This window comes from Streptomyces sp. NPDC030021 (genome assembly GCF_055574035.1).
Map to the genome: position 1 here is coordinate 14660 of NZ_JBVIAH010000003.1, position 26684 is coordinate 41343.

Consider the following 26684-nt stretch of genomic DNA (forward strand, 5'->3'; position numbering starts at 1 on the left):
GCACCAGGCCCCGCTCCCTGATCCGCCCTGACCGGCAAGACACCCCCTGGGCCGGGCTCGCCCGGTCAGGGCTGTCGGTGGGGGCGGCTAGCCTTTTTACGTGCCCGCGCGTCCGCCCGCCCTCTCCGACCCCGAGCAGCTCAAGGAGCTCCTCGGGATCCCTTTCACGCCCGAGCAGATGGCCTGTGTCACCGCCCCGCCCGCCCCGCAGGTCGTCGTCGCGGGCGCCGGCTCCGGCAAGACCACCGTCATGGCCGCCCGCGTCGTCTGGCTCGTCGGTACGGGTGCGGTCGCGCCCGAGCAGGTGCTCGGCCTGACCTTCACCAACAAGGCCGCCGGTGAACTGTCCGAGCGCGTACGCAAGGCCCTCGCGCGGGCCGGCATCACCGACCCGGACCCCTCCCCGGCCGACGCGGACGCGGCCGGCGGCGAGCCCCGCATCTCCACCTACCACGCCTTCGCCGGACAGCTCCTGAAGGACCACGGCCTGCGCATCGGCCTGGAGCCAAGCTCCCGGCTGCTCGCCGACGCCACCCGCTTCCAGCTCGCCGCGAAGGTGCTGCGCGAGGCCCCCGGCCCGTACCCCGCGCTCACCAAATCGGTCCCCGGCCTGGTCGGTGACCTCCTCGCCCTCGACGGGGAACTCTCCGAGCACCTGGTCGAGCCCGAGCGGCTGCGCCTGTACGACACCGGCCTGCTGGATGCGCTCGCCGGCACCAAGCTCACCAACGAGGACCTCCGCAAGGTCCCGGAGGCCGTGCGCGGCCGCCTCGAACTGCTGGAACTGGTCGTCCGCTACCGCGCCGCCAAACGCTCCCGCGACCTCTTCGACTTCAGCGACCAGATAGCCCTCTCCGCGCAGCTCGCCACCACCCGGCCCGAGGTGGGGGCGCTGCTGCGCGAGGAGTTCCGGGTGGTCCTGCTCGACGAGTACCAGGACACCTCCGTCGCACAGCGGCTGCTGCTGTCCGGACTCTTCGGCGCGGGCTCCGGCCACGCCGTGACCGCCGTAGGCGACCCCTGCCAGGCCATCTACGGCTGGCGCGGGGCCTCCGTCGCCAACCTCGACGACTTCCCGGAGCACTTCCCGCACGCCGACGGAAGCCCCGCCACCCGGCTCTCCCTCAGCGAGAACCGGCGCAGCGGTGGCCGCCTGCTGGACCTGGCCAACGGACTCGCAGCCCCCCTGCGCGCCATGCACGAGGGCGTGGAGGCGCTGCGCCCGGCGCCGGGGGCGGAGGCCGCAGGGCAGGTCCGCTGCGCCCTGCTGGAGACCCACGCGCAGGAGCTCGACTGGCTCGCCGACTCCGTCGCCCACCTGGTCCGCACCGGCACGGAGCCGCGCGAGATCGCCGTACTGTGCCGCTCCGCCGGGGACTTCGCGCAGATCCAGGCCGTGCTGGTGGACCGGGACGTCCCGGTGGAGGTCGTCGGCCTCTCCGGGCTGCTGCACCTGCCCGAGGTCGCCGACCTCGTCGCCGTCTGCGAGGTCCTTCAGGACCCCGGCGCCAACGCCTCCCTGGTCCGGCTCCTGATCGGCCCGCGCTGGCGGATCGGCGCGCGCGACCTGGCCCTGCTGGGCCGCCGGGCGCGGCTCCTGGTGAGCCGCGCACCCGCCGGGTCCGACCCGGACGAACGGCTCGCGGCGGCCGTGGAGGGCGTGGACCCGGCGGAGATCGTGTCGCTCGCCGACGCCCTGGAGACGTTCCTCGACGGCGCCGGACAGGCCCCGGACGACCTCCCCTTCTCGGCGGAGGCCCGGATCCGCTTCGCGCACCTCGCCCAGGAACTGCGCGACCTGCGGCGCTCCCTCGCCGACCCGCTGATGGACGTCCTGCACCGGGTGCTGACCGCCACCGGGCTGGAGGTGGAGCTGTCGGCCTCCCCGCACGCGCTGGCGGCCCGCCGCCGCGAGACCCTGTCGAACTTCATGGACGTGGCGGCCGGTTTCGCCGCCCTGGACGGCGAGGCCACGCTGCTGGCCTTCCTGGCGTTCCTGCGCACGGCCGCCCAGTACGAGAAGGGCCTGGACCACGCGCTGCCCGGCGGCGAGAACACGGTCAAGGTGCTCACCGCCCACAAGTCCAAGGGCCTGGAGTGGGACGTGGTGGTGGTCCCGGACCTGTGCGCCGGCGCGTTCCCGAAGGAGAAGCCACCGGAGGCCTGGACCTCGTACGCGAAGGTGCTCCCGTACGCGCTGCGCGGCGACGCCCCCACCCTGCCCGGGGACCCGGCCTGGACCTCGGCGGGCCTGAAGGCCTTCAAGACCGCGCTCAAGGACCACAAGTCGGTGGAGGAGCTCCGCCTCGGCTACGTGACCTTCACCCGGCCGCGCTCCCTGCTGCTGGCCTCGGGCCACTGGTGGGGCCCGAGCCAGAAGAAGCGCCGCGGCCCGTCGCCGTTCCTCGAAGCCCTGTACGAGCACTGCGCGGCCGGCTTCGGCGAGATCGAGGCCTGGGCGGACGAGCCCGACCCCACCGCCGAGAACCCGGCGCTGTCCGGCGAATCCACCCCGGACCACTCCTGGCCCCTCCCGCTCGACCCGTACTCCCTCACCCTGCGCCGCGCGGCGGCCGCCCTGGTGGAGTCCTACCTCGCGGCCCCGCCCCCGGAGGAGGACGAGTACCTCTGGCCGCCGGACTGCGAAGAGCCGTGGCCGGACGAAGACCCCTGGGAACCGGATCCCGCCGACGGCACCTGGCCCCCGGAGGCCCCGGCCGACGACCCCTGGCCCGCAGAGTCGGGCGTCCACGCCTCCGCCGGCGGTGCCCGGCCCGCCGAGCCCACGGCCCTGCCGACCGTCACCCGGCCGTCTGGCCGGGCCGACGGTCCCGGTGCGCCTCCGGCCGGGCCGCGGCCCGGAGCCGCAGCCCGGTCCGGCGAAGCCGGCCCCGGCCGACCCCCCGCCGACGCGGCCGACGCCACCGCGTCGGATTCCGGCGACCTCTGGTCCGGCGAAGCCTGGGCACACCCGGGACCGGGCACCCCGCCCGCGCGTGCCCCCCACGGGGCCCGGGGCAGCGCCCCGCTTCCGGGAAGGGGCGGGGCGGGGGACGAACCCGACCCCGCCGCGCCGAACGACGACCTCCGGGCCGTTCCCGCCGGGCGGCGGCCCGTCCCGGAGGGCGAGGACCTCTGGCCGGAGGCCGAGCTCTGGGCCGACGGGGCCGGGCCCGCCGCGGGCGCGGCCGTGTCCTCCCGCCCCGCCGGAGGCGACCTCGTTCCCGAGGAGGCCCGCGCCGTCGCCTCCTGGGACCGCGATCTCGACGCCCTGGAGGGCGAGCTCCGCCGTGCCCGCGCGGCCGTCCGTGACGTCGAGCTGCCGTCCGCCCTGTCCGCCAGCCAGCTGCTCCGGCTCGCCGCCGACGAGCAGGGCTTCGTACGCGACCTCGCCCGCCCCATGCCGCGGCCCCCGCAGCCCGCCGCCCGCCAGGGCACCCGGTTCCACGCCTGGGTCGAGTCCCGGTTCGACGAGCTGCCGCTGCCGTTCCTCGACGTCCTCGACCCCGTCGCCGACCTCCCCGGCGCCGGCTCCGACCAGGAGATCGCCGACGAGGCCGACCTCGACTCCCTCAAGGCCGCCTTCGAACGCAGCCCGTACGCGGACCGGCCCCCCCACCGCATGGAGGCCCCGGTCCAGCTCACCCTCGCCGGCCGGGTCGTGCGCGGCCGGATCGACGCCGTCTACCGCAACCCGGACGGCTCGTACGAGATCGTCGACTGGAAGACCGGCCGCACCACCGAGGCCGACCCCCTCCAGCTCGCCGTCTACCGCGTGGCCTGGGCCGAGGCCACGAACACCCCGCTCGACCGGGTGTCCGCCGCCTTCCTGCACGTCCGCAGCGGCCGTGTGATCCGCCCCCGCAACCTCCCGGACCGGGCCCGCCTTGAGCGGATCCTCCAAGGCGAACCGGACCCGGACGGTGACCATCAGGCGGACAGCTAGGCTCGTGGGCATGAGCGACACCCCGCCGGACAGCGTCGTCCGCACGTACATCGACACCCACCGCGCCGCCTTCCTCGACGACCTCGCCGAGTGGCTCCGCATTCCCTCCGTCTCGGCCCAGCCCGAGCACGCGGGCGACGTACGCCGCAGCGCCGAATGGCTCGCGGCCAAGCTCAAGGAGACCGGCTTCCCGGTCGCCGAGGTGTGGGAGACTCCCGGCGCGCCCGCCGTCTTCGCGCACTGGCCGAGCGAGGACCCGCACGCCCCGACCGTCCTCGTGTACGGGCACCACGACGTGCAGCCCGCCGCGCTCGCCGACGGCTGGCACACCGACCCGTTCGAGCCGGTGGTCCAGGGCGGCCGCATGTACGGGCGCGGCGCCGCCGACGACAAGGGGCAGGTGTTCTTCCACACCCTCGGGGTACGGGCGCACCTGGCGGCCACCGGCGCCGCCGCTCCCGCCGTGCACCTCAAGCTCCTCATCGAGGGCGAGGAGGAGTCCGGCTCCCCGAACTTCCGCGCCCTCGTCGAGGCCCGCGCCGCCGAGCTCGCCGCCGACGTCGTGATCGTCTCCGACACCGGCATGTGGTCCGAGACCACCCCCACCGTCTGCACCGGCATGCGTGGCGTGGCCGACTGCGAGATCGACTTCCACGGCCCGGACCAGGACATCCACTCCGGCGCCTTCGGCGGGGCCGTGCCCAATCCGGCCACCGCCGCCGCCCGCCTGGTCGCGGCCCTGCACGACGCCGACGGGCGGGTCACGATCCCCGGCTTCTACGACAACATCGCCGAGCTCACGGACGCGGAGCGCGCGCTCATCGCCGAGCTGCCCTTCGACGAGTCCGAGTGGCTGCGTACGGCCAAGTCCCACGCGGCCGCGGGCGAGGCCGGGTACTCCACCCTGGAACGCGTCTGGGCCCGCCCCACGGCCGAGGTCAACGGCATCGGCGGCGGCTACCAGGGCCCCGGCGGCAAGACCATCGTGCCCGCCTCCGCCCACCTGAAGCTGTCGTTCCGCCTGGTGTCCGGGCAGGACCCGTACGAGGTCGAGGCGGCCGTCAGGGACTGGGTCGCGGCCGGCATCCCGGACGGGATCCGCCACTCCATCACCTTCGGCGCACCGACCCGCCCGTGCCTGACCCCGCTGGACCACCCGGCCCTGCAGTCGGTCGTCCGGGCCATGGGCCGTGCCTTCGGCGAGAAGATCCGCTTCACGCGGGAGGGCGGCTCCGGCCCCGCGGCGGACCTCCAGGACGTCCTGGACGCGCCCGTCGTCTTCCTCGGCATCTCGGTACCGTCCGACGGCTGGCACTCACCGAACGAGAAGGTCGAGCTGGACCTCCTGCTCAAGGGTGTCGAGACGACCGCGTACCTCTGGGGAGACCTGGCCGCCCACCACCGAACCACCGCCTGACACCCGACGCACACACCTGCCGTACCGAGCCTGCCTGTCCCACCACCGGGGGAGTTGGAAGTACCTGTGAGCACCCATACCGAGCGCCCTCTCACCGAGCGCCCTCTTTCGCTCGCCGCGCCCAGCGGGATCGACCGCGCCGCGCACCACCGTCTCGACGAGGCGTGGCTGGCCGCGGCCTGGAGCCACCCGACGACGCGCGTCTTCGTCGTCTCCGGCGGCCAGGTCCTGATCGACGACACTCCCGACGGCGGTTCCGGCATCGTGATGACCCCGGCCTTCGAGGCCCCGGTCACCGAGACCCACCGCTACTTCCTGGGCACCGACGAGGACGGCGTACGGTACTTCGCGCTGCAGAAGGACGCGCTGCCCGGCCGAATGGACCAGTCGGCCAGGCCGGCCGGCCTGCGCGAGGCCGGACTGCTGCTGTCCCCGCGCGACGCCGGGCTGATGGTCCACGCGGTGGCGCTGGAGAACTGGCAGCGGATGCACCGCTTCTGCTCGCGCTGCGGCGAGCGCACGGTGGTCGCGGCCGCCGGGCACATCCGCCGCTGCCCGGGCTGCGGCGCCGAGCACTACCCGCGCACCGACCCGGCCGTGATCATGCTGGTCACGGACGAGCACGACCGTGCGCTGCTGGGCCGCCAGGTGCACTGGCCGGAGGGCCGCTTCTCCACCCTGGCGGGGTTCGTGGAGCCGGGCGAGTCCATAGAGCAGTCCGTCATCCGCGAGGTGTGGGAGGAGGCGGGCGTCCGGGTCGGCGAGGTCGAGTACGTGGCCAGCCAGCCGTGGCCCTTCCCGTACAGCCTGATGCTGGGCTTCACGGCCCGCGCCACCACCTCGGAGATCACGGTGGACGGCGAGGAGATCGAGGAGGCCCGCTGGTTCTCCCGCGAGGAGCTGCGCGCGGCGTTCGCGTCGGGCGAGGTTCTGCCCCCGTCGGGCATCTCCATCGCCGCCCGGCTGGTCGAGCTCTGGTACGGCGAGCCGCTGCCGAAGGCGGCCGCGTAACCTTCGTCACTTCCCCGCCTCATGACGGCGGAGGGCCCCCGCCTCGGCGGGGGCCCTCCGCTGTGCTCCGGTCTCGCCCGGTCCTCGCGGCCGGTCAGACGGCGAGGGCCTGCTTGACCTGGGCCAGGCTCGGGTTCGTCATGACGGACTCACCGCCCGCGGCGGACTTCACGAGCACGGTCGGAACCGTCTGGTTGCCGCCGTTGGCCTTCTCCACGAACGCGGCGGACTCCGGGTCGAGCTCGATGTTGATCTCGTTGTACGCGATGCCTTCCCGGTCCAGCTGGCTCTTCAGCCGACGGCAGTAGCCGCACCAGGTCGTGCTGTACATCGTGACGGTGCCCGTGTCCTGCATGCTGCGCTCTCCTTCGTGAGGGCTCGGTGGTCCGAGTACTCGAACGTACGGGACCCGGCGGCCATTCCCGTACGGTCGCCCCCGCGCTCCCGGTGTGACTGATACGACTGATACGTGCCGCCTGTGGACAATTTTCCCGCCCGACTCACGAGACCTGGCAGCATGGCGGGGTGACAGCAGCAACGCACTCCTCATCGTTCCCGGGTGGCCCCGCCTCCGCCGACTCGGCCGACGCGGTGCTCCTGGGCCTCGACCCGGAGCAGCGCGAGGTCGCGACGACCCTGCGCGGGCCGGTGTGCGTGCTGGCGGGTGCCGGTACCGGCAAGACCCGCGCGATCACCCACCGCATCGCCTACGGCGTCCGGTCCGGGCAGCTCATGCCGGCCAGTGTGCTCGCCGTCACCTTCACCAACCGCGCCGCGGGCGAGATGCGCGGACGTCTGCGCACCCTGGGCGCGGGCGGGGTCCAGGCCCGCACCTTCCACTCCGCCGCCCTGCGCCAGCTCCAGTACTTCTGGCCCAAGGCGGTCGGCGGCGAGGTGCCCCGGCTGCTCGAGCGCAAGATCCAGTTCGTCGCCGAGGCCGGTGCGCGCTGCCGCATCCGGCTCGACCGCAACGAGCTGCGCGACGTCACGGGCGAGATCGAATGGGCGAAGGTCACCCAGACCGTGCCCGCCGACTACCCGGTGGCCGCCCTCAAGTCGGGCCGCGAGGCCCCCCGGGACCTGGCCGAGATCGCCCAGATCTACGGGACGTACGAACAGCTCAAGCGCGACCGCGGCATGATCGACTTCGAGGACGTGCTGCTCCTGACCGTCGGCATCCTCCAGGACCGCCACGACATCGCCGAGCAGATCCGCAGCCAGTACCAGCACTTCGTCGTCGACGAGTACCAGGACGTCAGCCCGCTCCAGCAGCGGCTGCTGGATCTGTGGCTCGGCGAGCGCGACAGCCTCTGCGTCGTCGGTGACGCCAGCCAGACCATCTACTCCTTCACCGGCGCCACCCCCGACCACCTGCTGAACTTTCGCACCCGCTACCCGCAGGCCACGGTGGTCAAGCTGGTCCGCGACTACCGCTCCACCCCCCAGGTGGTCCATCTGGCCAACGGGCTCCTGAACCAGGCCAGGGGCCGGGCCGCCGAGCACCGGCTGGAGCTGATCTCGCAGCGCGAGACCGGCCCCGAACCCGTCCACACCGAGTACGCGGACGAGCCGGCCGAGGCCGAGGGCGTCGCCCACCGGATCCGGGACCTGATCGCCGCGGGTGTCCCCGCGGGCGAGATCGCCGTGCTCTACCGCATCAACGCCCAGTCCGAGGTCTACGAGCAGGCCCTCGCCGACGCCGGGGTCCCCTACCAGCTGCGCGGAGCCGAGCGGTTCTTCGAGCGCCAGGAGGTCCAGAGGGCGATCCTCGCGCTGCGCGGAGCCGCCCGCTCCGGCGGGAACGACCCACTGCTCGACGACGTCGTGGAACTGGGCTCCCAGGTCCGGGCGGTGCTCAGCTCCACCGGCTGGAGCACCGAGCCGCCCGCCGGCTCCGGCGCCGTGCGCGACCAGTGGGAATCACTGGCCGCGCTGGTCCGGCTCGCCGAGGACTTCGCCCGCGCCCGGCCCGGGGCCACCCTGGCGGATCTCACGATCGAGCTGGACGAGCGCAAGGCCGCCCAGCACGCCCCGACCGTCCAGGGCGTCACCCTGGCCTCGCTGCACGCGGCGAAGGGCCTGGAGTGGGACGCCGTGTTCCTCGTCGGCCTCACCGACGGCATGATGCCGATCACCTATGCGAAGACCGACGAGCAGGTCGAGGAGGAACGGCGGCTGCTCTACGTCGGCGTCACCCGGGCGCGGATCCACCTGAGCCTGTCCTGGGCGGTCTCCCGCGCCCCCGGCGGTCGGGCCTCCAGGCGCCCCAGCCGCTTCCTGAACGGCCTGCGGCCGGGCTCCGCGGCCCGGGGCGCCGGCGCGGGCTCCGCGGCCGAGCGAGGGGTGCGCAAGCGCCCGCGCCGCGGTCCCGCGCTGTGCCGGGTCTGCGGCAAGACCCTGACCGAGGCCGGCGAGCTGAAGCTGATGCGCTGTGAGGACTGCCCGTCCGACATGGACGAAGGCCTCTACGAGCGGCTGCGGGAGTGGCGCGCGGCCCAGTCGAAGGAGCAAGGCCTGCCCGCCTACTGCGTCTTCACGGACAAGACGCTGATGGCCATCGCGGAGGCCGCGCCGTCCGAGGAGGGGGAGCTCTCGATGATCTCCGGAGTCGGCGGCCGTAAGCTTGACCGGTACGGAGCTGAGGTCCTGGCCATCTGTGCAGGTCAGGAGGTTGGGGCCGGGCATCCTGACGACGCGTAGAAACTCGTCGGAAAAATAGTTTGCACATGCCCAGCGAAGACCCATAGGTTCTTAGCAACGGAAACGGTGGCTTCTCCGAAGCCCAGGATCCGTGCTGTACTTATCCGAATACGTATGGGACAGGCCCCCGGGCCGAGTCCCCGAGACGCCGAGAGGAGGCGAGACCAGTGACCAGCTTCATGACCTTCACCAAAATGACCGATCGCTCGGTCGACGCTTCCTGCCTGCTCGGTTCCGTCTCCACCCTGGGTACCGGTGTGTCCGCGATTTCCGCCGACCGCCCCGCCCTGCTGGCGATCCGTCCGGTCAGTGAGCGCAATGAGCGACCGACCAAGGCATCGGTGGCAGTACTGGCAGCAGAAGCGCAGACGCATGGCGCCTATGGACTCGCTGCCGCAGCCGGTGCCGGATCCCAGAAGAAGCAGACGAAGCAGCAGCACCACCTGATGTGGGCCTTCCGCGGGCTCGAACCCTGGAGTGATCCAGCCTGATCGCATGATCAGGCCGGCGCCTTCAGGGCCGCGGAACCCCACCCGGGATCCGCGGCCCTTCTGTTTTGTCCCGAACAGGGACGACGCAGCGAAGGGGCCTCGGGACTGGCAGCCAGGTACCAGCCGAACCCGGCCGACCGGCCGGAACGACTAGCCGAACAAGACGAGGAAGAAACCACCGTGCAACTCGAAGCGCACGCCCCGTCCGTACCGCAGACCCAACTGATCTCCCCGCCCGCAGTCCCGGAGGACCACACCTTGACCCCGCTCACCGCGCTGACCGCGCTCGACGACGCCATCGAGAACCTCGGCGTGCCCGTCCCCTGCCGTACCTTCGACCCCGAGGTCTTCTTCGCCGAGTCCCCGGCCGACGTCGAGTACGCCAAGTCCCTCTGCCGCACCTGCCCGCTGGTCGAGGCCTGCCTCGCCGGAGCGATCGAGCGCCGCGAGCCCTGGGGTGTCTGGGGTGGCGAGCTCTTCGTCCAGGGTGTCGTCGTAGCCCGCAAGCGTCCCCGTGGCCGTCCGCGCAAGAACCCGGTTGTCGCGGCATGACCGCCATCGGAACCATCGACCGCCCCCTGACGCACGACCCCTTGAAGCAGGCCCTCATGACCTCCTACACCACGAGCGAGCAGCCCCACGGCGCCGCCCACGCAGACTTCATCACCACCGGCGCGATCACCTCGCGTCAGAACAGGACCCGCGAAATGCAACTCATCCCAGAAGCCCTGGCTCGTGCCCATATGGACGAGCTCATGCGCGAGGTGGACGCCGAGCGCCACGCCGTGCGCCTGGTCGCCGCCCGCCGCATGCAGCGGCGTGCCGAGCGCGTCTCCATGCGCGCCCGGCGTGCGCTGGCCATGGCCGTCATGCAGTAAGAGCTGACAGCAGCATCCCCGGGGGGACCGGTCCGCACGGACCGGTCCCCCCGGTGCGTTGCGCGGGCCTGTCCGCCCCCGACGGGGATATCGTCTGGAGGTGGACCAGCCGACCCCCCACCCCGGCCCGTCGGGATCCGAGGCCCAGCCCGTCGTCTGCACGGGCTGCGGCGCCGAGGCCCCGGGCGAGATCCCACCCACCTGGACCTGCTCGGTGGAGAACGGGACCAGACAGTACTTCTGCGTCGACTGCGCGCGCGCCAACCTCCGGTCGATCGAGGGCAGGCTCGACTCGTCCTGGTGGTGACGCGCCTACGCGGTCACTCGGCGGGGGCGAACCCCGGCAGCCAGGTGTCCAGTTCGTCCCGCAGCCGCACCGTCGCGCCCAGCTGGCACAGCACCCCGATGGTGCTCAGCGTCACGCGGTGGATCAGCAGGTAGGACGGCGGCAGATTGATCTGCCGGCCCAACTGGTGCGCGGGGGAGCGGGGATCGGCGATCCGCGCCGCCTGGCCGCGCAGCCACGGCCGGGTGAAGGTGAACTCCTCGGCCTCGGCGGGCTCGATGATCGGCTTCAGGTAGTCCAGCACCGCGTCGGGATCGAGCTCGACGGACTCCTTCACGAACCCCTCGGCTCGCAGGTGCCCGTAGACCCCCTCGGCGTCACCGTCCAGCGTCATCCGCAGCGACCTGCCGATGGGCTTGGGCCAGCCCCCGGGCAGCCGGTCGACCGTGCCGAAGTCCAGGACGCCCAGCCGCGTCCGGCCGTCCGCCCCCGCTATCAGCCGGAAGTTGCCCGGGTGCGGGTCCGCGTGCAGCAGGCCGGTGCGCGCCGGACCGGCGAACAGGAACCCGGCCAGCAGCTGTCCGGCCCGATCCCGCTCCTCCTGGGTCCCGTCGGCTATCACCTCCGACAGCGGGGTCCCTTCCATCCACTCGGTCACCAGCACCTGGTCGCCCTGGTGCACGACGTCCGGCACGACCACGTCCGGGTCGTCCACGAAGGCGTCCGCGTGCGTCCGCTGGGCCTCGGCCTCCAGCTCGTAGTCGAGCTCCTCCGCGACCCGGTCGCGCAACTCCTTGATCAGCGGCTTGATCTCCATGCCGGGGATCAGCGGCCCCAGCAGGCCCGCGAACCGGCCCAGCTGCTTCAGGTCCGACAGCAGCGCCTCACCGGCCCCCGGGTACTGGACCTTGACGGCCACCTGCCGCCCGTCGTGCCACACTGCCCGGTGCACCTGCCCGATGGAGGCCGCCGCGGCCGGCTTGTCCTCGAACTCCTCGAACAGGTCCCGCCAGTCGGCGCCGAGACGGTCCGTCAGGACCTGGTGCACCGTCGCCGCGGGCAGCGGCGGGGCCGCCTCCTGAAGCTTGGTCAGCGCGGCCCGGTAGGGCCCCGCGACCTCCTCGGGCAGGGCCGACTCGAAGACCGACAGGGCCTGCCCGAACTTCATGGCACCGCCCTTCAGCTCCCCGAGGGTGCGGAACAACTGCTCGGCGGTGCGCTGCTGGAGCTCGCGCGCCACGATCTCCGCGGACTTGCCCCCGATCCGCTTGCCCAGCCCCCACGTGGCCCGGCCCGCGATGCCGAGCGGCAGCGCGGCCAGCTTGACGGTACGGGTGACCGCCTTCCGGGGAAGATCAGACATAGCCCCTCCAAGTCCCAGACAGCTGCGCCGCGAACGGCGGATTCAGGAAGGGCTCCGCCGACCCGACAGCCTCAGCGCATCCTGTCATGGCCCTCCCGGCCGCACCCCGCCCGATCCTCCTCCGGTGACCCGCCCGCCCCGCAGGGGCAGTCGGGATGCGGGTGAACCGGCGTGGATTCCCAGTGCAGGGCGGGGAGGGCGGCTTCCCAGCGAGAGGCCGTGGACGCGGGCAACTGTCCGTCGAGGAAGGCCAGCGCATGGGCCGCGGCCAGCCCCGCCACCGCCGTGGACAGGCCCAGGTCGCAGGCGGCACCCGTGCGGCGGCGGTGGGCCGAACGCCACTGCACGAGCATCCTCGGCCAGGCCGCGTCCCGGTCCACGCGGTCGCGCTCCATGCACCCCGCGCAGGCTGTCGACCCCGGCAGCACCAGCGGCCCCACCAGCCCCGTCCCCTCCAACACCCCCGCGTACAGGTGCGGGATGCCCGCGGCGATCCAGTCGGCCGCGGTGTCCGGATCCGGGGCCCAGGCGTGCAGCCCGTCCCGGGGTGCGACCACCACCAGGGCCAGCCCCGGCTCCGCCCCCTCGTCCTCCCCGGCCCGCGGGGTGCGCCCCGGGGCCGACCCGCGCACCAGCCTGCCCGCGGACTCGGCCCGCGGCCGGCCCACGCTCCCGGGGTCCAGCCCGCCCGGCGCCACGTCCGCCGGCTCCACCCGGCCCCCGTCGAGCACCTCCACCCGGCCCACGCCGGCTCCCGCCAGGACCGCGGCGATCACGGCCCCCACCCGCCCGCTCCCGCGCACCCGGACCCGTATCGACCGGCGGGCGGCGATCCCCCGTAAGTCCCCGCCGGGCTCGCGGTGGACCAGGGACAGCGAACCGAGGTCGGGCCCCAGCCGCTCCACGGTCTCCGGATGTCCCCGCAGGGCCTGGGCCCGCGGACCGCCCGCCGTGACGTCGTCGAGCAGGCCGGCCCCCGCCAGCGTCCTGACCACCTCGTCGGCCCGGCCGTCCGGCAGCCCCATCCCCGAGGCCTCGACCCGCAACAACTCCATTCCCCGGGTGCCGTCGATCCGGTCGATCAGCGTGCCGGTCGCCGTGTCCACGGGGCCGAGCACCACCGCATGGGCGGGCGTCACCCCGAACTGAACCGTCTGCAGATCCCGCCACGCCCGCGCCAGCGCCGGCTTCACCTTCGGATACATGTCCCGTCCCCCTCGATATCCCGTGCGCATGCGCACCACCCGATTCCCGCTCTTCCGCAACAGTGCCCGCCCACCGGAATCCATGCAGGAATTTGTCCACAGGTGCGAGGTATTAGGCATATGAGATGAAGGGAAATGGGGTTCCGGAAATCGGCCCCGAATCCCTCGTGTTCGAACCGCGGACGGGCGGGACTTCCGCCACCACGACCGGGTACCGTCGTGGCGTGTCCGCCGACCCACCGCAGCGCGCCGTCGAAGTCCGCCGGAGCGCGCGCCGCCGCAGGACCGTATCCGCCTATCGCGAGGGTGACCGTACGGTCGTGCTCATCCCTGCCCGGATGTCCGAGGCGGAGGAGCAGCGCTGGGTGGGGGTCATGCTCGACAAGCTGGCCGCCCAGGAGAGCAAGCGCACCTTCGGGGACGCGGAACTCACCGAGCGGGCCGCGCAGCTGTCCGACCAGTACTTCGACGGCCGCGCCCGCCCCCGCACGGTCCGCTGGGTCACCAACCAGAACACCCGCTGGGGCTCCTGCACCCCCGCCGAAGGCAGCATCCGGCTCTCGCACCGGCTCCAGGGGATGCCCGAGTACGTCGTCGACTACGTGCTCCTGCACGAGCTGGCCCACCTCCTCGTGCCCGGCCACGGACCCCGCTTCTGGGAGCTGCTGGAGGCCTACCCGCGCACCGAGCGGGCCCGCGGCTACCTGGAAGGCGTGGTCGCCGCCGAGCGGCTGCCGAAGGTCCCCGCCGCCCGCGAGGAATGAGCCCGCCGGCCCGTCCGCGGCCCGCCCGCCGCCCCACGTGCCGCACGCAGTGTTTTGTACCGGGTCGGTACCGGCTTGGCCGGATGTCGGCAATTGCCGTTAGCCTGAGCGCCACGCATTCACAGTCGGGATGGGGGACGGTCGTACGTATGGCCAGGGAATTCCAACGCGGCCACAAGGCCAAGATCAGTGATCTCACGGCGGGCACCGATCTGTACGTAGGCGTCCAGATCGCCGGATCCGGACTCGCCTTCGACATCAGCTGTTTCGGCCTCGACGCCAACGAGCAGCTGTCGGACGACCGTTACTTCGTCTTCTTCAATCAGCCGAAGTCGCCGGAAGAGTCCATTCAGCAACTCGGTGCGCAGTCGGGCGACACCGAATCCTTCCGGGTGACGCTGGACCGCATTCCGGCGTCCATCCACAAACTGTCCTTCACCGCCACCATCGACGGTGCCGGACAGATGTCGCAGATCGGCCCCGGCCACATCCGGATCGTGGCCGGCGGCGAAGAGGTCGTCCGGTACGCGTTCACCGGCGCGGAGTTCACCACCGAGCGGGCCGTGATGCTCGGCGACTTCTACCTGAAGGACGTGTGGCGCTTCGCCGCCGTCGGCCAGGGCTTCGACGGCGGGCTCGACGCGCTGCTGCGGAACTTCGGCGGCGAGGTCGCCGAGGACGCGCAGCCGGCGCAGCAGGCCCCGGCCGCGGCCTCGCCCGGATTCGCCCCGCCGCCGCAGGCGGCCGCCCCGGCCCCGGCCTTCGGCGCCCCGGCCCCCGCCCCGCAGGCCCCGGCCCCCGCGCCGTCCTTCGGCGCGCCCGTGCCCGCGCCCGGCGCCGTCCCGCAGCCGCAGTACCAGCAGCCCCCGGCCCCGGCCCCGGTGCACGCCGCGCCCACCATGGCCGCGCCGCTCGCCCCGCCGGCCCCCGCTCCGTACGGCCAGCCGCAGCCGCCGCAGCCGTCCTACGGACAGGTGCCGCCGCCCGCGCCGGCCCCCGCGCCCTACGGGCAGCCGCCGCAGCAGCCCTCCTACGGCCAGGTCCCCGGCCAGGTGCCCGGCCAGTTCCCGGGCCAGCAGCCCGGCTACGCCCCGCAGGGCGTACCCGCCGCCGGCGCCGGACTCGCCGCCGCGCTCCAGCCGTACAAGGAAGCCCCCACCGGCACCCGCTGGACGCCGCAGAACCAGCAGCTCATGCGCGTCGACCTCGCGATGGGCGGCCAGGCCGTCCTCGCCCGCCAGGGCAGCATGGTCCTGTACCAGGGCAAGGTCGACTTCAGCTACAAGGGCGCGGGCTTCGCCGGCCGCATCGTCGGCAACGCCACCGGCCAGGAGATGCAGCTCATGCGCTGCACCGGCCGCGGCCAGGTCTTCCTCGCGGAGAACGGCGCCCACCTGCACGCCATCGAGCTCCAGGGCGACGGGATCTGCGTCTCCGCCGAGGCCGTCCTCGCCTTCGACGAGTCGCTCCAGCACGAGGTCCGCCGTATCGAGGGCCACGGCATCCCCGGCGGCGCCCTGTTCACCATGCAGTTCCAGGGCACCGGCACGGTCATCGTCAAGACGCACGGCGTCCCGGTGGTCCTGCCCGTCACCCCGACCACCTTCGCGGACAGCAACGCCATCGTCGCGTGGTCCTCCGCCTCGCAGGTGATCATCTCCAGCCAGGTCCGGCTGCGGCGCAACGCCTACCCCGGCCACAGCGGGGAGACCGTGAACCTCCAGTTCCGCGGCGCTCCCGGCAACTTCATCGTCGTCCAGCCGTACGAGGTCTGAGGGAGCCCGACATGAACGCAATGAACCAGCAACTCGCGGGCTTCGCCCCGACCCCCGTCACGGCCCGCATGGAGAACCACGGCCGGGCCATGCTCAAGGTCGCCATGCAGAGCGGCCAGGACCTCTTCGCCCGTACCGGCTCGATGGTCGCCTACGAGGGCTTCGTCCAGTACGAGCCCAACCCGCCGGCCGTCCGTCAGATGGCCTCGCAGTGGATCACCGGCGAAGGCGCGCCGCTGATGAAGTGCACCGGCGACGGCCTGCTCTACCTGGCCGACTACGGCGCCGACGTGGTCGTCATCAACCTCAACAACGACTCGCTCTCGGTCAACGGCACCAACCTGCTCGCCTTCGACGCGCACCTCCAGTGGGGCGTCGAGCGGGTCAAGGGTCTCGCCAAGTTCGCCGGCCAGGGCCTGTTCAACGTGCAGATCGCGGGCACCGGGTGGGTCGCCCTGACCTCGCGGGGCACCCCGATCGTGGTCGACTGCGGCCGCGGCGAGGACGAGACGTACGTCGACCCCGACGCGCTCGTCGCCTGGTCGCCGAATCTCAAGGTCAAGGGCAAGCGCAGCTTCAAGGCCTCGTCGATGATCGGCCGGGGCAGCGGGGAGGCCTACCAGATGGCCTTCTCCGGCCAGGGCATCGTCGTCGTACAGCCCAGCGAGGACAGCACCGACCGGCTCCGGGCCCGGGGCTGAGGGGGAGCGGACACATCATGCAGAGCGCACTTTTCGCCCACGCCGAGGCGCAGTCCCAGGAGCGGTACGCCATCCAGAACCCGCAGCTGCTGCGGGTCTCGCTGACGGGCTCCGACGACGTACTCGCCCGTAAGGGCGCGATGGTCGCCTACCAGGGACTCATCGACTTCGACGGCGAGTACCAGACCACCAGCCAGCGCAACGCCCGCCGCCGCACCGGCGAGGGCTTGGACCTCATGCGCTGCTCCGGGCAGGGCACGGTCTACCTGGCCAACCTGGCCCAGTACGTGCACGTCGTGGACGTGGACCAGGACGGCCTCACGGTCGACAGCAGCTATGTGCTGGCCCTGGACTCCACCCTGCACACCGAGGTCATCGCGGTGGACAGCCAGTACGGGATCTCCGGCTCGGGCAAGTACCAGCTCAACATCTCCGGCCGCGGCAAGGTCGCGCTGATGACCTCCGGCCAGCCGCTGATGATGCAGGTCACGCCCGACAAGTACGTCAATGCCGACGCGGACGCGATCGTGGCCTGGTCCACCTCGCTGCGGGTCCAGATGCAGGCCCAGACGCACTCCAGCGGGGTGTGGCGGCGGCGCGGCAACACCGGCGAGGGCTGGGAGCTGAGCTTCCTCGGCACCGGCTTCGCGCTGGTGCAGCCCAGCGAGGTGCTGCCGCCGCAGAACGCCCAGCTCGGCCAGGGCGTCGCAGCGCAGTTCGGCATGGGCCAGCACGGTTCCCACGCGCAGAACCAGAACAACGCCTGGAACTGACGGTTCCCGGCACGGCGAAGGGGCGGACCCACCGGGGTCCGCCCCTTCGCCGCGTCCACGCGCGGCGCCGTGTGCTCAGCCGCCGAGCCGGGCCAAGGTCGCCTCCAGCAGCCGTACGACGGACGTGTCGGCCACCGCCGCCACCTCCTCGTACGGGAACCAGCGCAGGTCCAGGGACTCCTCGCTGATCTCCGCCACCGCGCCGGCCGGAGCCAGCGCGGCGTACTGCACGTCCAGGTGCCAGTTGCACGGAGCCGGGATCGGATGCCGGTCCAGGCGCACCGGCCCGCCTTCGAGCAGGGTCAGCCCCGACGCGATGCCCGACTCCTCACGGGCCTCGCGCAGCGCCACGTCGGCCAGGGTCGCGTCACCGGGCTCGCAGTGGCCGCCCATCTGGAGCCACATGCCGAGCTTCTTGTGCAGGGTCAGCAGGACGCGCCCCCGCACCGGGTCGATCACCAGCGCGCTGCCCGTGACGTGCCCGGCCCCGCAGGGCTTGTAGACCCCGTCCGGGTGGGCCGCCAGGTGCTCCAGGTACAGATCGCGCAGCTCGCTCTGGTCCTCGTACGCCTTCAGGACGAGGACCGCGTCTTCGTGCAGGCTCACTTCTTCTCGTCGCCGTCCTGCTCGCGCTTCTCGGCGGCCTCGCCGAGCATCTTGTCGATCTCGGAGAAGTCCAGCTGCTCGCGGTGCACGAACCCGTCCGGGTCGTCCAGGTCCGAGGCCGTCGGCAGCATGTCCGGGTGCTCCCACAGGCCGTCACGGCCGTCGACGCCCCGGGCGTCGGTGAGCGAGGCCCACAGCCGCGAGGCGTCCCGCAGCCGGCGCGGGCGCAGCTCCAGGCCGATCAGCGTCGCGAAGGTCTGCTCCGCCGGGCCGCCCGAGGCGCGCCGCCGCCGCATGGTCTCGCGCATCGCGTCCGCCGAGGTCAGCCGGGGCTTGGCGGCCTCGTGCACCACCGCGTCGACCCAGCCCTCGACCAGCGCGAGCGCCGTCTCCAGGCGGGCCAGGGCGGCCTTCTGCTCGGGGGTGTCCTGCGGCTGGAACATGCCGCCCTGGAGCGCCTCCTGCAGCTGCTCCGGGTTGGACGGGTCGAGCTGGCCGACCACGTCCTCCAGCTTCGAGGTGTCGACCTTGATGCCGCGGGCGTAGCCCTCGACCGCACCGAACAGGTGCGAGCGCAGCCACGGCACGTGCGCGAAGAGCCGGGCGTGGGCCGCCTCGCGCAGGGCCAGGTAGAGCCGCACCTCATCCGAGGGCACGCCCAGGTCCTTGCCGAAGCTCTCGATGTTCAGCGGCAGCAGCGCGGCCTTCCCGGCCGGGCCCAGCGGCAGGCCGATGTCCGTCGAGCCGACGACCTCGCCCGCGAGGGTGCCGACGGCCTGGCCGATCTGCTGGCCGAACATGGCACCGCCCATGGAGCGCATCATGCCGAGCAGCGGGCCCGCCATGGCCTGCATCTCCTCGGGCAGCACACCGCCCATGGCCGCGCCCACCCGCTCCGCGACCGGGTCCACGAGCTCCTTCCACACGGGGAGGGTCGCCTCGACCCACTCGGCGCGGCTCCAGGCCACGGCCGTGGTGGCGCCCGAGGGCAGCGAGGTCACACCGTCCAGCCAGTGGTCGGCGAGGCGCACGGCCTCCTCGACGGCGGACTTCTCGGCGACGCCGACGCTCGTGTCCTTCACACCGTCCGCAGTGCCCTGCGCGACGGTCTGGCGGGCGATGTCCTTGGCCATGTCCCAGTTCACGGGACCTCCCTCGTAGCTCAGCATCTGGCCGAGCTGCTGGAAGGCGGCACCGAGGTCGTTCGGGTTCATCGAACCGAACATCGCGGCGAACGGGTTGTCCGCTCCGGGAGCGCCCGCCCCGCCCGGCAGACCCATGCCGGGGAACCCGAAGGGATTCGCCGGGCCGCCCTGACCGCCCTGGTTGCCCTTCTTCTTGCCATCGTCGCCGTTCTCCGGCTCCTCCGGCGGAAGGCCGAATCCGAATGGGGTGTCGCTCACGGGTTTCCTCGGCTCGTAGGGCCGCCGGCGGGAGCCGACGGGCAATGGTCCGACAACACCACCCAGCGTAGACACCGCGGCCGCATCCGGGCTCGGTGCTCCGCCGACTCCTGGGCTGCGGCAGGATGGACATCACCTGGTGGGTACGCGTCACGACGCGTCCCTACTGAAGACAACCGCTGGAGACGCCCGGTGAGTTCCCCAGATCCGCAGTTTCGCGCGATGCACGACGACGAAAACAGCTCCGAGCACGGTGACAGCGCCCCCGGCGTTCGCCAGCCGCGAAACCCGGAGGGAATCCGCCGGCGCAGCCCGGTGATCGCCGTGACCGGCGCCGCCTCGGGCGTCGGCGCGGCCCTGGTGAGCCGCCTGGCCGCCTCCGACGAGGTCAAGCAGGTCGTCGCCATCGACGAGCGACGGGGGGACTGCGCCGCCGCGCAGTGGCACATCCTCGACGTACGGGACCCCGCGATCGCCGAGAAGCTGCGCGGCGCGGACGTCGTGGTCCACCTCGCGCTGGACCTCGACCTGGAGACCGACCCGGCCGCCCGTACGGCGTACAACGTGCGCGGCACCCAGACCGTCCTGACGGCCGCCGCCGCGGCCGGCGTGCACCGGGTCGTGCTCTGCACCTCGGCGATGGTCTACGGGGCCCTGCCGGACAACGACATCCCGCTGTCCGAGGACTCCGAGCTGCGGGCCACCGCCGAGGCGACCGGCGTCGGCGACCTGCTGGAGATCGAGCGCCTCGGCCGCCGGGCCCCCCGCGCGCACCCCGGACTGAACGTCACCGTGATCCGCCCGGCCGTCCTGGTCGGCGGCACGGACACCGCCCTGACCCGGTACTTCGAGTCCCCGCGGCTGCTCGTGGTGGCGGGATCCCGCCCCACCTGGCAGTTCTGCCACGTGGACGACCTGGTCAGCGCCCTGGAGTACGCGGCTCTGGAGAAGGTAGAGGGCGAGCTGGCCGTCGGCTGCGAGGGGTGGCTGGAGCAGGAGGAGGTCGAGGAGCTGAGCGGCATCCGCCGCATGGAGCTCCCCTCCGCGGTCGCCCTGGGAGCGGCGGCCCGGCTGCACCGGATCGGCCTGACCCCGTCCCCGGCCGGGGACCTCGCCTACACGATGCACCCGTGGGTGGTCAGCGTCAGCGGGCTGCACGCGGCGGGCTGGCGGCCGCGCTGGACCAACGAGGAGGTGCTCGCCGAGCTCCTCCAGGAGGTCTCGGGCCGCCACACGGTCGCGGGCCGCCGGCTGGGCCGCAGGGACGCCGCCACGGCCGCCGGGGCGGCCGGCGCGACGGTGGCCCTGCTGGGCGCGGCCGCCGCGGTCCGCCTGGCGCGCAAGCGGCGCGGGATCTGACCCTGCGGGCCGGGCCGCCTGCCCGGTGCGGCGCAGCCGCCGGGGCGCCGCCCTTGCACCCCCGCGCCTCAAACGCCGGCGAGGCCGGACCGTGCCGGTGCCCGGATTGGTAGGAGGCTCCCAAGGCGGCGTTCCCGCCCCGGGCGAATCTGCTATTTCGCCGTGTCAGCGGCTAAGGCACGATGAAGGCATGGCACCGCACTTCGACCACCCCGGTGAGCAGGCCGCTTCGGACCCGATCCGGCTGCTCCAGATCCGCGAGACCGCCCTGTCGATCGACGAGGTCTTCCAGGCCGTCGGCGACGACGCGTCGGGCGGTACGACGCTCTTCGTCGGCACAGTGCGCAACCACGACAGCGGGGCGGACGTCGACTCGCTCGGCTACTCCTGCCATCCGACCGCCGAGGCCGAGATGCGCCGCGTGGCCGAGCGCGTCGTGGCCAAGTTCCCGGTCCGCGCCCTCGCGGCCGTGCACCGGGTCGGTGACCTGGCCGTGGGCGACCTGGCCGTCGTCGTCGCCGTGTCCTGCCCGCACCGCGGCGAGGCCTTCGAAGCCGCCCGGATGCTGATCGACGACCTCAAGCACGAGGTCCCGATCTGGAAGCACCAGACGTTCAGCGACGGCACCGAGGAGTGGGTCGGCGCCTGCTGAGGCCCGGGCCGCGCAGGCCGCCGGACGGAGTCCGGCACGGCCGGGCGAAGCCCGTGAGGCGCTCCGGCGCCGAGCGGTGCGAGTCCGGCCTTCAAGGAGGGCGACGTTCGGCGACGGCACCGAGGAGTGGTTCGGCGCCTGCTGAACCCCCGGTCACGGAGCGCCACCCGGAAGGCGGTAGCCTCGCACCCGTTCGGCCGCGCAACACGCCCTCGATTTGCGTAACCCCCCCACGGGCACGAGCGTTGAAGCCACCAACGAAACGTTCTTCGGGGTAGGGAGGCACGCCCATGGCGTCTTTGGCGTGGTTGCTGATTCCGCTGTTCGCCGCGATCGGAGCGGCGATATGGGGCAGCTGGGCGGCACGCGACCGCACACAGGGTGACATATCCGAGCTCGCGGGATACGCGCGATTCCGGGAAGCCATGGCCAATGCCGATCAGGCCAGGGTGAAGGCCGACGCCCATTCCTCCCCGTCCGCCCCCGCCGCCTCCGACGCCGTCTGAGACGCCCGCCGCCGCTCGACGCTCCGCGACCGTCCCGCTCCGGTCCGCCGCCGTCGGTGAGATTCCGCTGAGAGTTTCGCGTACGGACCCCGTACGGACCGGCCCCGAGGGCCGCCCGTCAGGGCCGTCCCGTACTGTCGGATCCATGCCACGCCGCACCGCGACGATGCTCGCTTCCACCCTGGTGCTGTTCGCGCTGCTCTGCGCAGGGGTGTTCATCAAGGTCCCGTACTCCGAGATGAGCCCCGGCCCGACCGTGAACACGCTCGGGAACTCGCACGGCGCGCCCGTCCTCAACATCGCGGGGCGCAAGACGTACCCGACCAGCGGTCACCTCAACATGACCACGGTCCGCGTCACGGGTGCGGACTACGACATGAGCCTGGTGGAAGCGGTCTACGGGTGGCTGGCCGGCGACAACATCGTCGTCCCGCACGAGAACCTCTACCCGAACGGGAAGACGGAGGCGGAGTCCACCCAGGAGAACGCCGAGGAGTTCAGCCAGTCGCAGCAGAGCGCCAAGGTGGCGGCCCTGAAGCAGCTCGGCATCCCGGTCACCGCCCGGGTGATCGTCTCCACCGTGGTCAAGGACAGCCCCTCCGAGGGCCGGCTGCACGCCGGGGACGTGATCAAGGCCGTGGACGGCGCCGCCGTCACCGCCCCCGAGGACGTGGCCAAGCTCGTCACCAAGCACAAGCCGGGTGAGCCGGTGGAGTTCACGATCGTGCCCGCCAAGGAGGCGGCCGAGGCGGCGAAGGCGGGCAACAACGACCCCGCCCCCTCGAAGCTGACGATCACCGCGGGCAAGGCGGAGGGCGACGGTCACGCCATCGTCGGCATCCGGGCGGGCACCGACCACGCCTTCCCGTTCACGATCGACATCAAGCTCGCCGACGTCGGCGGCCCGAGCGCCGGGCTGATGTTCGCCCTCGGCATCGTCGACAAGCTCACCCCGGAGGACCTGACCGGCGGGAAGTTCGTCGCGGGCACCGGCACCATCGACGACGCGGGCAAGGTCGGCCCCATCGGCGGCATCCAGATGAAGACCATCGGCGCCCGCAAGGCCGGCGCGGAGTACTTCCTGACGCCCGCCGAGAACTGCGCCTCCGCGGCCTCCCACGTCCCCGACGGGCTGACCCTGATCAAGGTGTCCACGATCGACGACGCCGCCAAGGCACTGGAGAAGATCAGCAAGGGGGACACGGCCGGGCTGCCGCAGTGCACGCGCTAGCCCCGGCCGTTCCGTCCCCCTGACGGGCAGGACCTACGAGAAGGTCGCCGCCAGGGCCTCCGCCAGGCCGGGGACCAGGCCCGCACCGGTGAGGACCTCCGTCGAGGAGTCCTTGTCGCGCAGCCGTACGGCAGACTCGCGCGATCCGTCGCGCAGCACGGCCACGGTGAGGCGCACCTCCTGCCGCTCCGGGTGCCCGGCGACCCACTTCGACAGCTGCTTGTCGTTCAGTCCCTCCGGTACGGAGGCCTCCGCGGACGGCGGCAGCATCAGGCGCTCCACCGTCAGCGCGCAGCCGACGACGGCGTCGGGCCAGGCGATGGTGCCGAGGAACTTGTCGAGCGGCGTCCCCTTCGGGACCTCGTCCTGCTCGATGGGGGTGAGGGAGGACTTGCCGGCGTCGTCCTGGTCGAGACCGAGCTGGCTCGCCAGCCGCGGCTCCTGCTTCTTGAGCCGGGCGGTGTCGACGAGGGCGAAGAGCCGCGCGGGCTTGTCCCAGCCGAGGCCGGCCGCGTACTCGTCGATCTCGAGGCAGGCGCGGGTCAGCGGACTGGCCGCCATGGGGGTGCCGGGGGAAGGCGAAAGGTTGGACATGGGCAACATCCTGCCTCCTTTCCATCGATTACCGGGAACTGACCAAAGCCTCAGTAAGTTGCATGAGTGGGCTCTACGATCGGGGGCCCGTTCATTACCAGACTTAGCGACTTTCGAGGTGCGCACCTTGGCTTTCCAGATGCCGGACCGCGGCGGAGGCCCTTCCGGGCCACGGATGAGAGTCGGCCGCCCCTCCCGGCGGGCCCGAACTCTCCTGATGACCTTGGGCGTGCTGGCCGTCCTGGCCATGCTCTTCATCATGTTCGCGGGCTTCTGGACTGACTGGCTCTGGTTCCGCTCCGTGAAGTACTCCACCGTCTTCACCACCACCCTGTGGACCAAGATCGGCCTCTTCGCCGTCTTCGGTCTGCTGATGGCGGGTGCCGTCGGTTTCAACATCTGGCTGGCCCACCGGCTGCGGCCGCCGCTCAGCGCGATGTCGATGGAACAGCAGAGCCTCGACCGCTACCGAATGAGCATCGCCCCGTACAAGAAGTGGCTGCTCCTGGGCATCGCGGTGCTCGTCGGCCTGATCGCGGGCGCCTCGGCGGCCGGCCAGTGGAAGACCTGGCTCATGTACGTGAACGGGGTGCCCTTCGGTTCGAAGGACCCGCAGTTCCACATGGACGTGTCCTTCTACACCTTCGACCTGCCCTGGTACCGCTTCCTGCTCGGCTTCGGCTTCGCCGCGGTCGTCCTTTCGGTGATCGCCGCGGCCGTCGTGCACTACCTGTACGGCGGACTGCGCGTGACCAGCCCGGGCGCGCGGGCCACCGCCGCCGCCACCGGCCACCTGTCGGTGCTGCTCGGCCTGTTCGTCACGCTCAAGGCGGTCGCCTACTGGCTCGACCGGTACGGGCTCGCCGTGAAGTCCAGCGACTTCAAGGCCGCCGACAACTGGACGGGCCTGCGCTACGTCGACGCGAACGCCTACCTCCCGGCGAAGACGATCCTCGTCGCCATCGCCGCGATCTGCGCCGTGCTGTTCTTCGCGACGCTGTGGCGCCGCACCTGGCAGCTGCCGGTCATCGGCTTCGGTCTGATGGTGCTCTCGGCGATCCTGATCGGCGGGCTCTACCCGGCGATCGTGCAGAAGTTCCAGGTCCAGCCGAACGAGCAGGCCAAGGAATCCCCGTACGTCCAGAAGAACATCAAGGCCACGCGCGACGCCTACGGCATCGCCGGCTCGGAGGTCACGGACTACCCGGGCGTCCCGCAGACGGAGGACCGGGGCAAGCTGCGGCCGCAGGCCGACACCACGGCCAGCATCCGCATCCTCGACCCGAACATCGTCTCGCCGGCCTTCCAGCAGCTCCAGCAGGTCAAGGGCTACTACGCCTTCCCGTCCACGCTCGCCGTGGACCGGTACAGCGGCCAGGACACGGTCATCGGGCTGCGCGAGCTGAACATCGGCGGCATCCCGAAGAACAACTGGATCAACGACCACTTCAAGTACACGCACGGTTACGGCGTGGTCGCGGCCAAGGGCACCACCGTGAAGGAGGGCGCTCCCGACTTCACCCAGTCCGACCTGCCCTCCAAGGGCGTGTTCGGCACGGACTTCGAGCAGCGCATCTACTACGGCGAGCAGACGAAGCAGTACTCGATCGTCGGTGGTCCGCAGAAGGAGCTCGACTACTCGGACGACAAGGGCGAGAAGGAGACGAGCTACAAGGGCGACTCCGGCGTCAATCTCGACAACCCGGTCAACCGGGCCGCCTACGCGCTCACCTTCAACGAGCCGCAGATCCTCTACTCGGGCGCCATCGGCGACGGCTCGCGGATCCTGTACAACCGCACGCCCAAGCAGCGCGTCGAGGCCGTCGCCCCGTGGCTGACCATCGACGGTGCGCCCTACCCGGCCGTGATCGACGGCCGGATCAAGTGGATCGTCGACGCGTACACGACCACCAACGGCTACCCGTACGCCTCGCGCACCACGCTGGGCCAGAGCACCGCGGACTCGCTGACCAACAGCCAGCGCGCGGTGGTCGCCCAGGAGAACCAGGTCAACTACATCCGCAACTCGGTGAAGGCCACCGTCGACGCGTACGACGGCTCGGTCGACCTGTACCAGTGGGACACCGAGGACCCGGTCCTGAAGACCTGGATGAAGGCGTTCCCGGGCACGGTGAAGCCCAAGGCCGACATCGCCAAGCCGCTCATGGAGCACCTGCGGTACCCGCAGGACCTCTTCAAGGTCCAGCGCGAACTGCTGACCCGGTACCACGTCACCGACCCGCAGACCTTCCTCAGCGGCAGTGAGGCGTGGGCGGTCCCGGACGACCCGACGACCAAGGCCGGTACGGCCGTTCCGCCGTACTACCTGTCGATGAAGATGCCGGGCCAGAAGGAGAAGGACCAGGTCTTCTCGCTCACCACGACGTTCACGCCGAACGAGCGGCCCAACCTGAGTGCCTTCATGGCGGTCAACGCCGATCCGGGCACCCCGGACTACGGCAAGATCCGCATTCTGAAGATGCCGACCAGCAAGCCGCCGGACGGCCCCGGTCAGGTGCAGAGCAAGTTCCAGTCGGAACCGAAGATCGCCGAGTCCATCCGCCTGCTGCGCGGTGGCGACTCGGAGATCGAGTACGGCAACCTGCTCGCGGTGCCGCTCGACGGCGGGATGCTCTACGTCGAGCCGGTCTACGTCCGCAGCTCCGGCCTGAAGTACCCGCTGCTTCGCAAGGTGCTCGTGACCTACGGCAACCAGACGGCCTTCGAGGACACCCTGGAGAAGGCGCTGAACGTGGTCTTCGGGGCCGAGGCGCCGACCGTTCCGGTGCCCCCGGAGCAGCCGCCGGGCGAGGGCACCGTCACGCCGCCGACCGCCCAGGACCCGACGGTCAAGGCCGCGCTCGCCGACGCGCAGAAGGCCATCGAGGATGCCGAGAAGGCCCGGCAGGCCGGTGACTGGACGGCCTTCGGCAAGGCCCAGGACGAGATCAAGGCCGCGCTGAAGCGGGCGATCGAGGCCGAGGCGAAGCTGACGGCGCCCGCCCCGGCCGGCCAGTGATCAA

23 protein-coding genes are annotated in these 26684 nt (G+C 72.1%); 17 read left to right on the forward strand and 6 right to left on the reverse strand.

The window, feature by feature from the left end; genetic code table 11:
- Positions 1 to 100 precede the first annotated feature (100 nt).
- From ACZ4YL_RS06110 to nudC, 3 genes are read left to right on the forward strand one after another with little or no spacing between them, the layout of a single operon-like run.
- Entirely contained in the window at positions 101 to 3946 is a 3846-nt protein-coding gene (locus ACZ4YL_RS06110; RefSeq protein ID WP_468114129.1) for a UvrD-helicase domain-containing protein, read from the forward strand.
- A gap of 10 nt (positions 3947 to 3956) precedes the next feature.
- Positions 3957 to 5363 (forward strand): dipeptidase, encoded by a 1407-nt coding sequence (locus ACZ4YL_RS06115; RefSeq protein WP_468114130.1) that lies wholly within the window; start codon positions 3957 to 3959, stop codon positions 5361 to 5363.
- Positions 5364 to 5417: 54 nt separating this feature from the next.
- Positions 5418 to 6374, forward strand: coding sequence for an NAD(+) diphosphatase (gene nudC / locus ACZ4YL_RS06120; protein WP_189732695.1), 957 nt, complete (start codon positions 5418 to 5420; stop codon positions 6372 to 6374).
- 94 nt (positions 6375 to 6468) lie between these two features.
- Here the strand turns inward: nudC and ACZ4YL_RS06125 are convergent, their stop codons facing one another.
- Positions 6469 to 6729 carry a mycoredoxin gene (locus ACZ4YL_RS06125; RefSeq protein ID WP_468114131.1) on the reverse strand — a complete coding sequence of 87 codons (261 nt, stop codon included), beginning with the start codon at positions 6727 to 6729 and terminating at the stop codon, positions 6469 to 6471.
- Between the two features lie 110 nt (positions 6730 to 6839).
- Between ACZ4YL_RS06125 and ACZ4YL_RS06130 the strand changes: the two genes are divergently transcribed.
- From ACZ4YL_RS06130 to ACZ4YL_RS06150, 5 genes are all read left to right on the forward strand, one after another.
- Positions 6840 to 9074, forward strand: coding sequence for an ATP-dependent DNA helicase UvrD2 (locus tag ACZ4YL_RS06130; protein WP_468114816.1), 2235 nt, complete (start codon positions 6840 to 6842; stop codon positions 9072 to 9074).
- Between the two features lie 179 nt (positions 9075 to 9253).
- Positions 9254 to 9565, forward strand: coding sequence for a hypothetical protein (locus ACZ4YL_RS06135; protein ID WP_468114818.1), 312 nt, complete (start codon positions 9254 to 9256; stop codon positions 9563 to 9565).
- A gap of 180 nt (positions 9566 to 9745) precedes the next feature.
- A complete protein-coding gene (locus ACZ4YL_RS06140; protein WP_202199827.1) occupies positions 9746 to 10117 on the forward strand; it encodes a WhiB family transcriptional regulator in 372 nt (123 codons plus the stop codon).
- A complete protein-coding gene (locus ACZ4YL_RS06145; protein ID WP_382550554.1) occupies positions 10114 to 10443 on the forward strand; it encodes a hypothetical protein in 330 nt (109 codons plus the stop codon). The genes ACZ4YL_RS06140 and ACZ4YL_RS06145 overlap by 4 nt, the downstream gene beginning before the upstream one ends.
- Before the next feature lie 100 nt (positions 10444 to 10543).
- Entirely contained in the window at positions 10544 to 10750 is a 207-nt protein-coding gene (locus tag ACZ4YL_RS06150) for a hypothetical protein (protein WP_468114132.1), read from the forward strand.
- A gap of 13 nt (positions 10751 to 10763) precedes the next feature.
- Here ACZ4YL_RS06150 and ACZ4YL_RS06155 read toward each other — a convergent pair whose 3' ends face one another.
- Together ACZ4YL_RS06155 and ACZ4YL_RS06160 are read right to left on the reverse strand one after the other, a co-directional pair.
- The gene (locus ACZ4YL_RS06155) at positions 10764 to 12092 is read right to left on the reverse strand and encodes an ABC1 kinase family protein (RefSeq protein WP_468114134.1); all 1329 of its coding nucleotides are present in this window, start codon (positions 12090 to 12092) and stop codon (positions 10764 to 10766) included.
- A gap of 71 nt (positions 12093 to 12163) precedes the next feature.
- Positions 12164 to 13297 carry a ThiF family adenylyltransferase gene (locus tag ACZ4YL_RS06160; RefSeq protein ID WP_468114136.1) on the reverse strand — a complete coding sequence of 378 codons (1134 nt, stop codon included), beginning with the start codon at positions 13295 to 13297 and terminating at the stop codon, positions 12164 to 12166.
- A 125-nt stretch (positions 13298 to 13422) separates the two neighbouring features.
- On the opposite strand from ACZ4YL_RS06160, the gene ACZ4YL_RS06165 reads away from it, so the two are divergent.
- The 4 genes from ACZ4YL_RS06165 (at position 13423) to ACZ4YL_RS06180 (ending at position 17310) form a co-directional block, all read left to right on the forward strand.
- Positions 13423 to 14061 (forward strand): M48 metallopeptidase family protein, encoded by a 639-nt coding sequence (locus ACZ4YL_RS06165; RefSeq protein WP_468114138.1) that lies wholly within the window; start codon positions 13423 to 13425, stop codon positions 14059 to 14061.
- A 149-nt stretch (positions 14062 to 14210) separates the two neighbouring features.
- Entirely contained in the window at positions 14211 to 15836 is a 1626-nt protein-coding gene (locus tag ACZ4YL_RS06170; RefSeq protein ID WP_468114140.1) for a TerD family protein, read from the forward strand.
- Positions 15837 to 15856: 20 nt separating this feature from the next.
- Complete coding sequence (locus ACZ4YL_RS06175) at positions 15857 to 16537, forward strand: AIM24 family protein (protein WP_030011152.1); 681 nt, start codon at positions 15857 to 15859, stop codon at positions 16535 to 16537.
- A gap of 17 nt (positions 16538 to 16554) precedes the next feature.
- A complete protein-coding gene (locus tag ACZ4YL_RS06180; protein ID WP_202199820.1) occupies positions 16555 to 17310 on the forward strand; it encodes an AIM24 family protein in 756 nt (251 codons plus the stop codon).
- A 75-nt stretch (positions 17311 to 17385) separates the two neighbouring features.
- Here ACZ4YL_RS06180 and ACZ4YL_RS06185 read toward each other — a convergent pair whose 3' ends face one another.
- Both ACZ4YL_RS06185 and ACZ4YL_RS06190 read right to left on the reverse strand, forming a co-directional pair.
- Entirely contained in the window at positions 17386 to 17916 is a 531-nt protein-coding gene (locus ACZ4YL_RS06185) for an NUDIX hydrolase (RefSeq protein ID WP_468114142.1), read from the reverse strand.
- The gene (locus ACZ4YL_RS06190; RefSeq protein ID WP_266604695.1) at positions 17913 to 19319 is read right to left on the reverse strand and encodes a zinc-dependent metalloprotease; all 1407 of its coding nucleotides are present in this window, start codon (positions 19317 to 19319) and stop codon (positions 17913 to 17915) included. The genes ACZ4YL_RS06185 and ACZ4YL_RS06190 overlap by 4 nt, the downstream gene beginning before the upstream one ends.
- Positions 19320 to 19511: 192 nt before the next feature.
- Here ACZ4YL_RS06190 and ACZ4YL_RS06195 point away from each other — a divergent pair, with 192 nt between their 5' ends.
- From ACZ4YL_RS06195 to ACZ4YL_RS06210, 4 genes are all read left to right on the forward strand, one after another.
- Positions 19512 to 20678, forward strand: coding sequence for an SDR family oxidoreductase (locus ACZ4YL_RS06195; RefSeq protein WP_301366578.1), 1167 nt, complete (start codon positions 19512 to 19514; stop codon positions 20676 to 20678).
- A gap of 190 nt (positions 20679 to 20868) precedes the next feature.
- Positions 20869 to 21330 carry a molybdenum cofactor biosynthesis protein MoaE gene (locus ACZ4YL_RS06200; protein WP_030010759.1) on the forward strand — a complete coding sequence of 154 codons (462 nt, stop codon included), beginning with the start codon at positions 20869 to 20871 and terminating at the stop codon, positions 21328 to 21330.
- Positions 21331 to 21620: 290 nt separating this feature from the next.
- Positions 21621 to 21836: a hypothetical protein gene (locus tag ACZ4YL_RS06205; protein WP_351153860.1), complete on the forward strand. Its 216-nt coding sequence runs from the start codon at positions 21621 to 21623 to the stop codon at positions 21834 to 21836.
- Between the two features lie 145 nt (positions 21837 to 21981).
- On the forward strand, positions 21982 to 23067 hold the full coding sequence (locus ACZ4YL_RS06210) for a YlbL family protein (protein WP_468114144.1): 1086 nt from the start codon (positions 21982 to 21984) through the stop codon (positions 23065 to 23067).
- Positions 23068 to 23100: 33 nt separating this feature from the next.
- Here the strand turns inward: ACZ4YL_RS06210 and ACZ4YL_RS06215 are convergent, their stop codons facing one another.
- Complete coding sequence (locus ACZ4YL_RS06215; protein ID WP_030764569.1) at positions 23101 to 23670, reverse strand: PPA1309 family protein; 570 nt, start codon at positions 23668 to 23670, stop codon at positions 23101 to 23103.
- A 130-nt stretch (positions 23671 to 23800) separates the two neighbouring features.
- On the opposite strand from ACZ4YL_RS06215, the gene ACZ4YL_RS06220 reads away from it, so the two are divergent.
- Positions 23801 to 26680: a UPF0182 family membrane protein gene (locus ACZ4YL_RS06220; RefSeq protein ID WP_468114820.1), complete on the forward strand. Its 2880-nt coding sequence runs from the start codon at positions 23801 to 23803 to the stop codon at positions 26678 to 26680.
- Positions 26681 to 26684 lie beyond the last annotated feature (4 nt).

Excerpts from the sequence above, each read along its gene's own strand:
- ACZ4YL_RS06115 (WP_468114130.1), top strand. The coding sequence starts at position 3,957 with ATGAGCGACACCCCGCCGGACAGCGTCGTCCGCACGTACATCGACACC.
- ACZ4YL_RS06125 (WP_468114131.1), bottom strand. The coding sequence starts at position 6,729 with ATGCAGGACACGGGCACCGTCACGATGTACAGCACGACCTGGTGCGGC.
- ACZ4YL_RS06135 (WP_468114818.1), top strand. The coding sequence starts at position 9,254 with ATGACCTTCACCAAAATGACCGATCGCTCGGTCGACGCTTCCTGCCTG.
- ACZ4YL_RS06145 (WP_382550554.1), top strand. The coding sequence starts at position 10,114 with ATGACCGCCATCGGAACCATCGACCGCCCCCTGACGCACGACCCCTTG.
- ACZ4YL_RS06155 (WP_468114134.1), bottom strand. The coding sequence starts at position 12,092 with ATGTCTGATCTTCCCCGGAAGGCGGTCACCCGTACCGTCAAGCTGGCC.
- ACZ4YL_RS06160 (WP_468114136.1), bottom strand. The coding sequence starts at position 13,297 with ATGTATCCGAAGGTGAAGCCGGCGCTGGCGCGGGCGTGGCGGGATCTG.
- ACZ4YL_RS06165 (WP_468114138.1), top strand. The coding sequence starts at position 13,423 with ATGAAGGGAAATGGGGTTCCGGAAATCGGCCCCGAATCCCTCGTGTTC.
- ACZ4YL_RS06170 (WP_468114140.1), top strand. The coding sequence starts at position 14,211 with ATGGCCAGGGAATTCCAACGCGGCCACAAGGCCAAGATCAGTGATCTC.
- ACZ4YL_RS06175 (WP_030011152.1), top strand. The coding sequence starts at position 15,857 with ATGAACCAGCAACTCGCGGGCTTCGCCCCGACCCCCGTCACGGCCCGC.
- ACZ4YL_RS06180 (WP_202199820.1), top strand. The coding sequence starts at position 16,555 with ATGCAGAGCGCACTTTTCGCCCACGCCGAGGCGCAGTCCCAGGAGCGG.
- ACZ4YL_RS06200 (WP_030010759.1), top strand. The coding sequence starts at position 20,869 with ATGGCACCGCACTTCGACCACCCCGGTGAGCAGGCCGCTTCGGACCCG.
- ACZ4YL_RS06205 (WP_351153860.1), top strand. The coding sequence starts at position 21,621 with ATGGCGTCTTTGGCGTGGTTGCTGATTCCGCTGTTCGCCGCGATCGGA.
- ACZ4YL_RS06210 (WP_468114144.1), top strand. The coding sequence starts at position 21,982 with ATGCCACGCCGCACCGCGACGATGCTCGCTTCCACCCTGGTGCTGTTC.
- ACZ4YL_RS06215 (WP_030764569.1), bottom strand. The coding sequence starts at position 23,670 with ATGTTGCCCATGTCCAACCTTTCGCCTTCCCCCGGCACCCCCATGGCG.
- ACZ4YL_RS06220 (WP_468114820.1), top strand. The coding sequence starts at position 23,801 with ATGCCGGACCGCGGCGGAGGCCCTTCCGGGCCACGGATGAGAGTCGGC.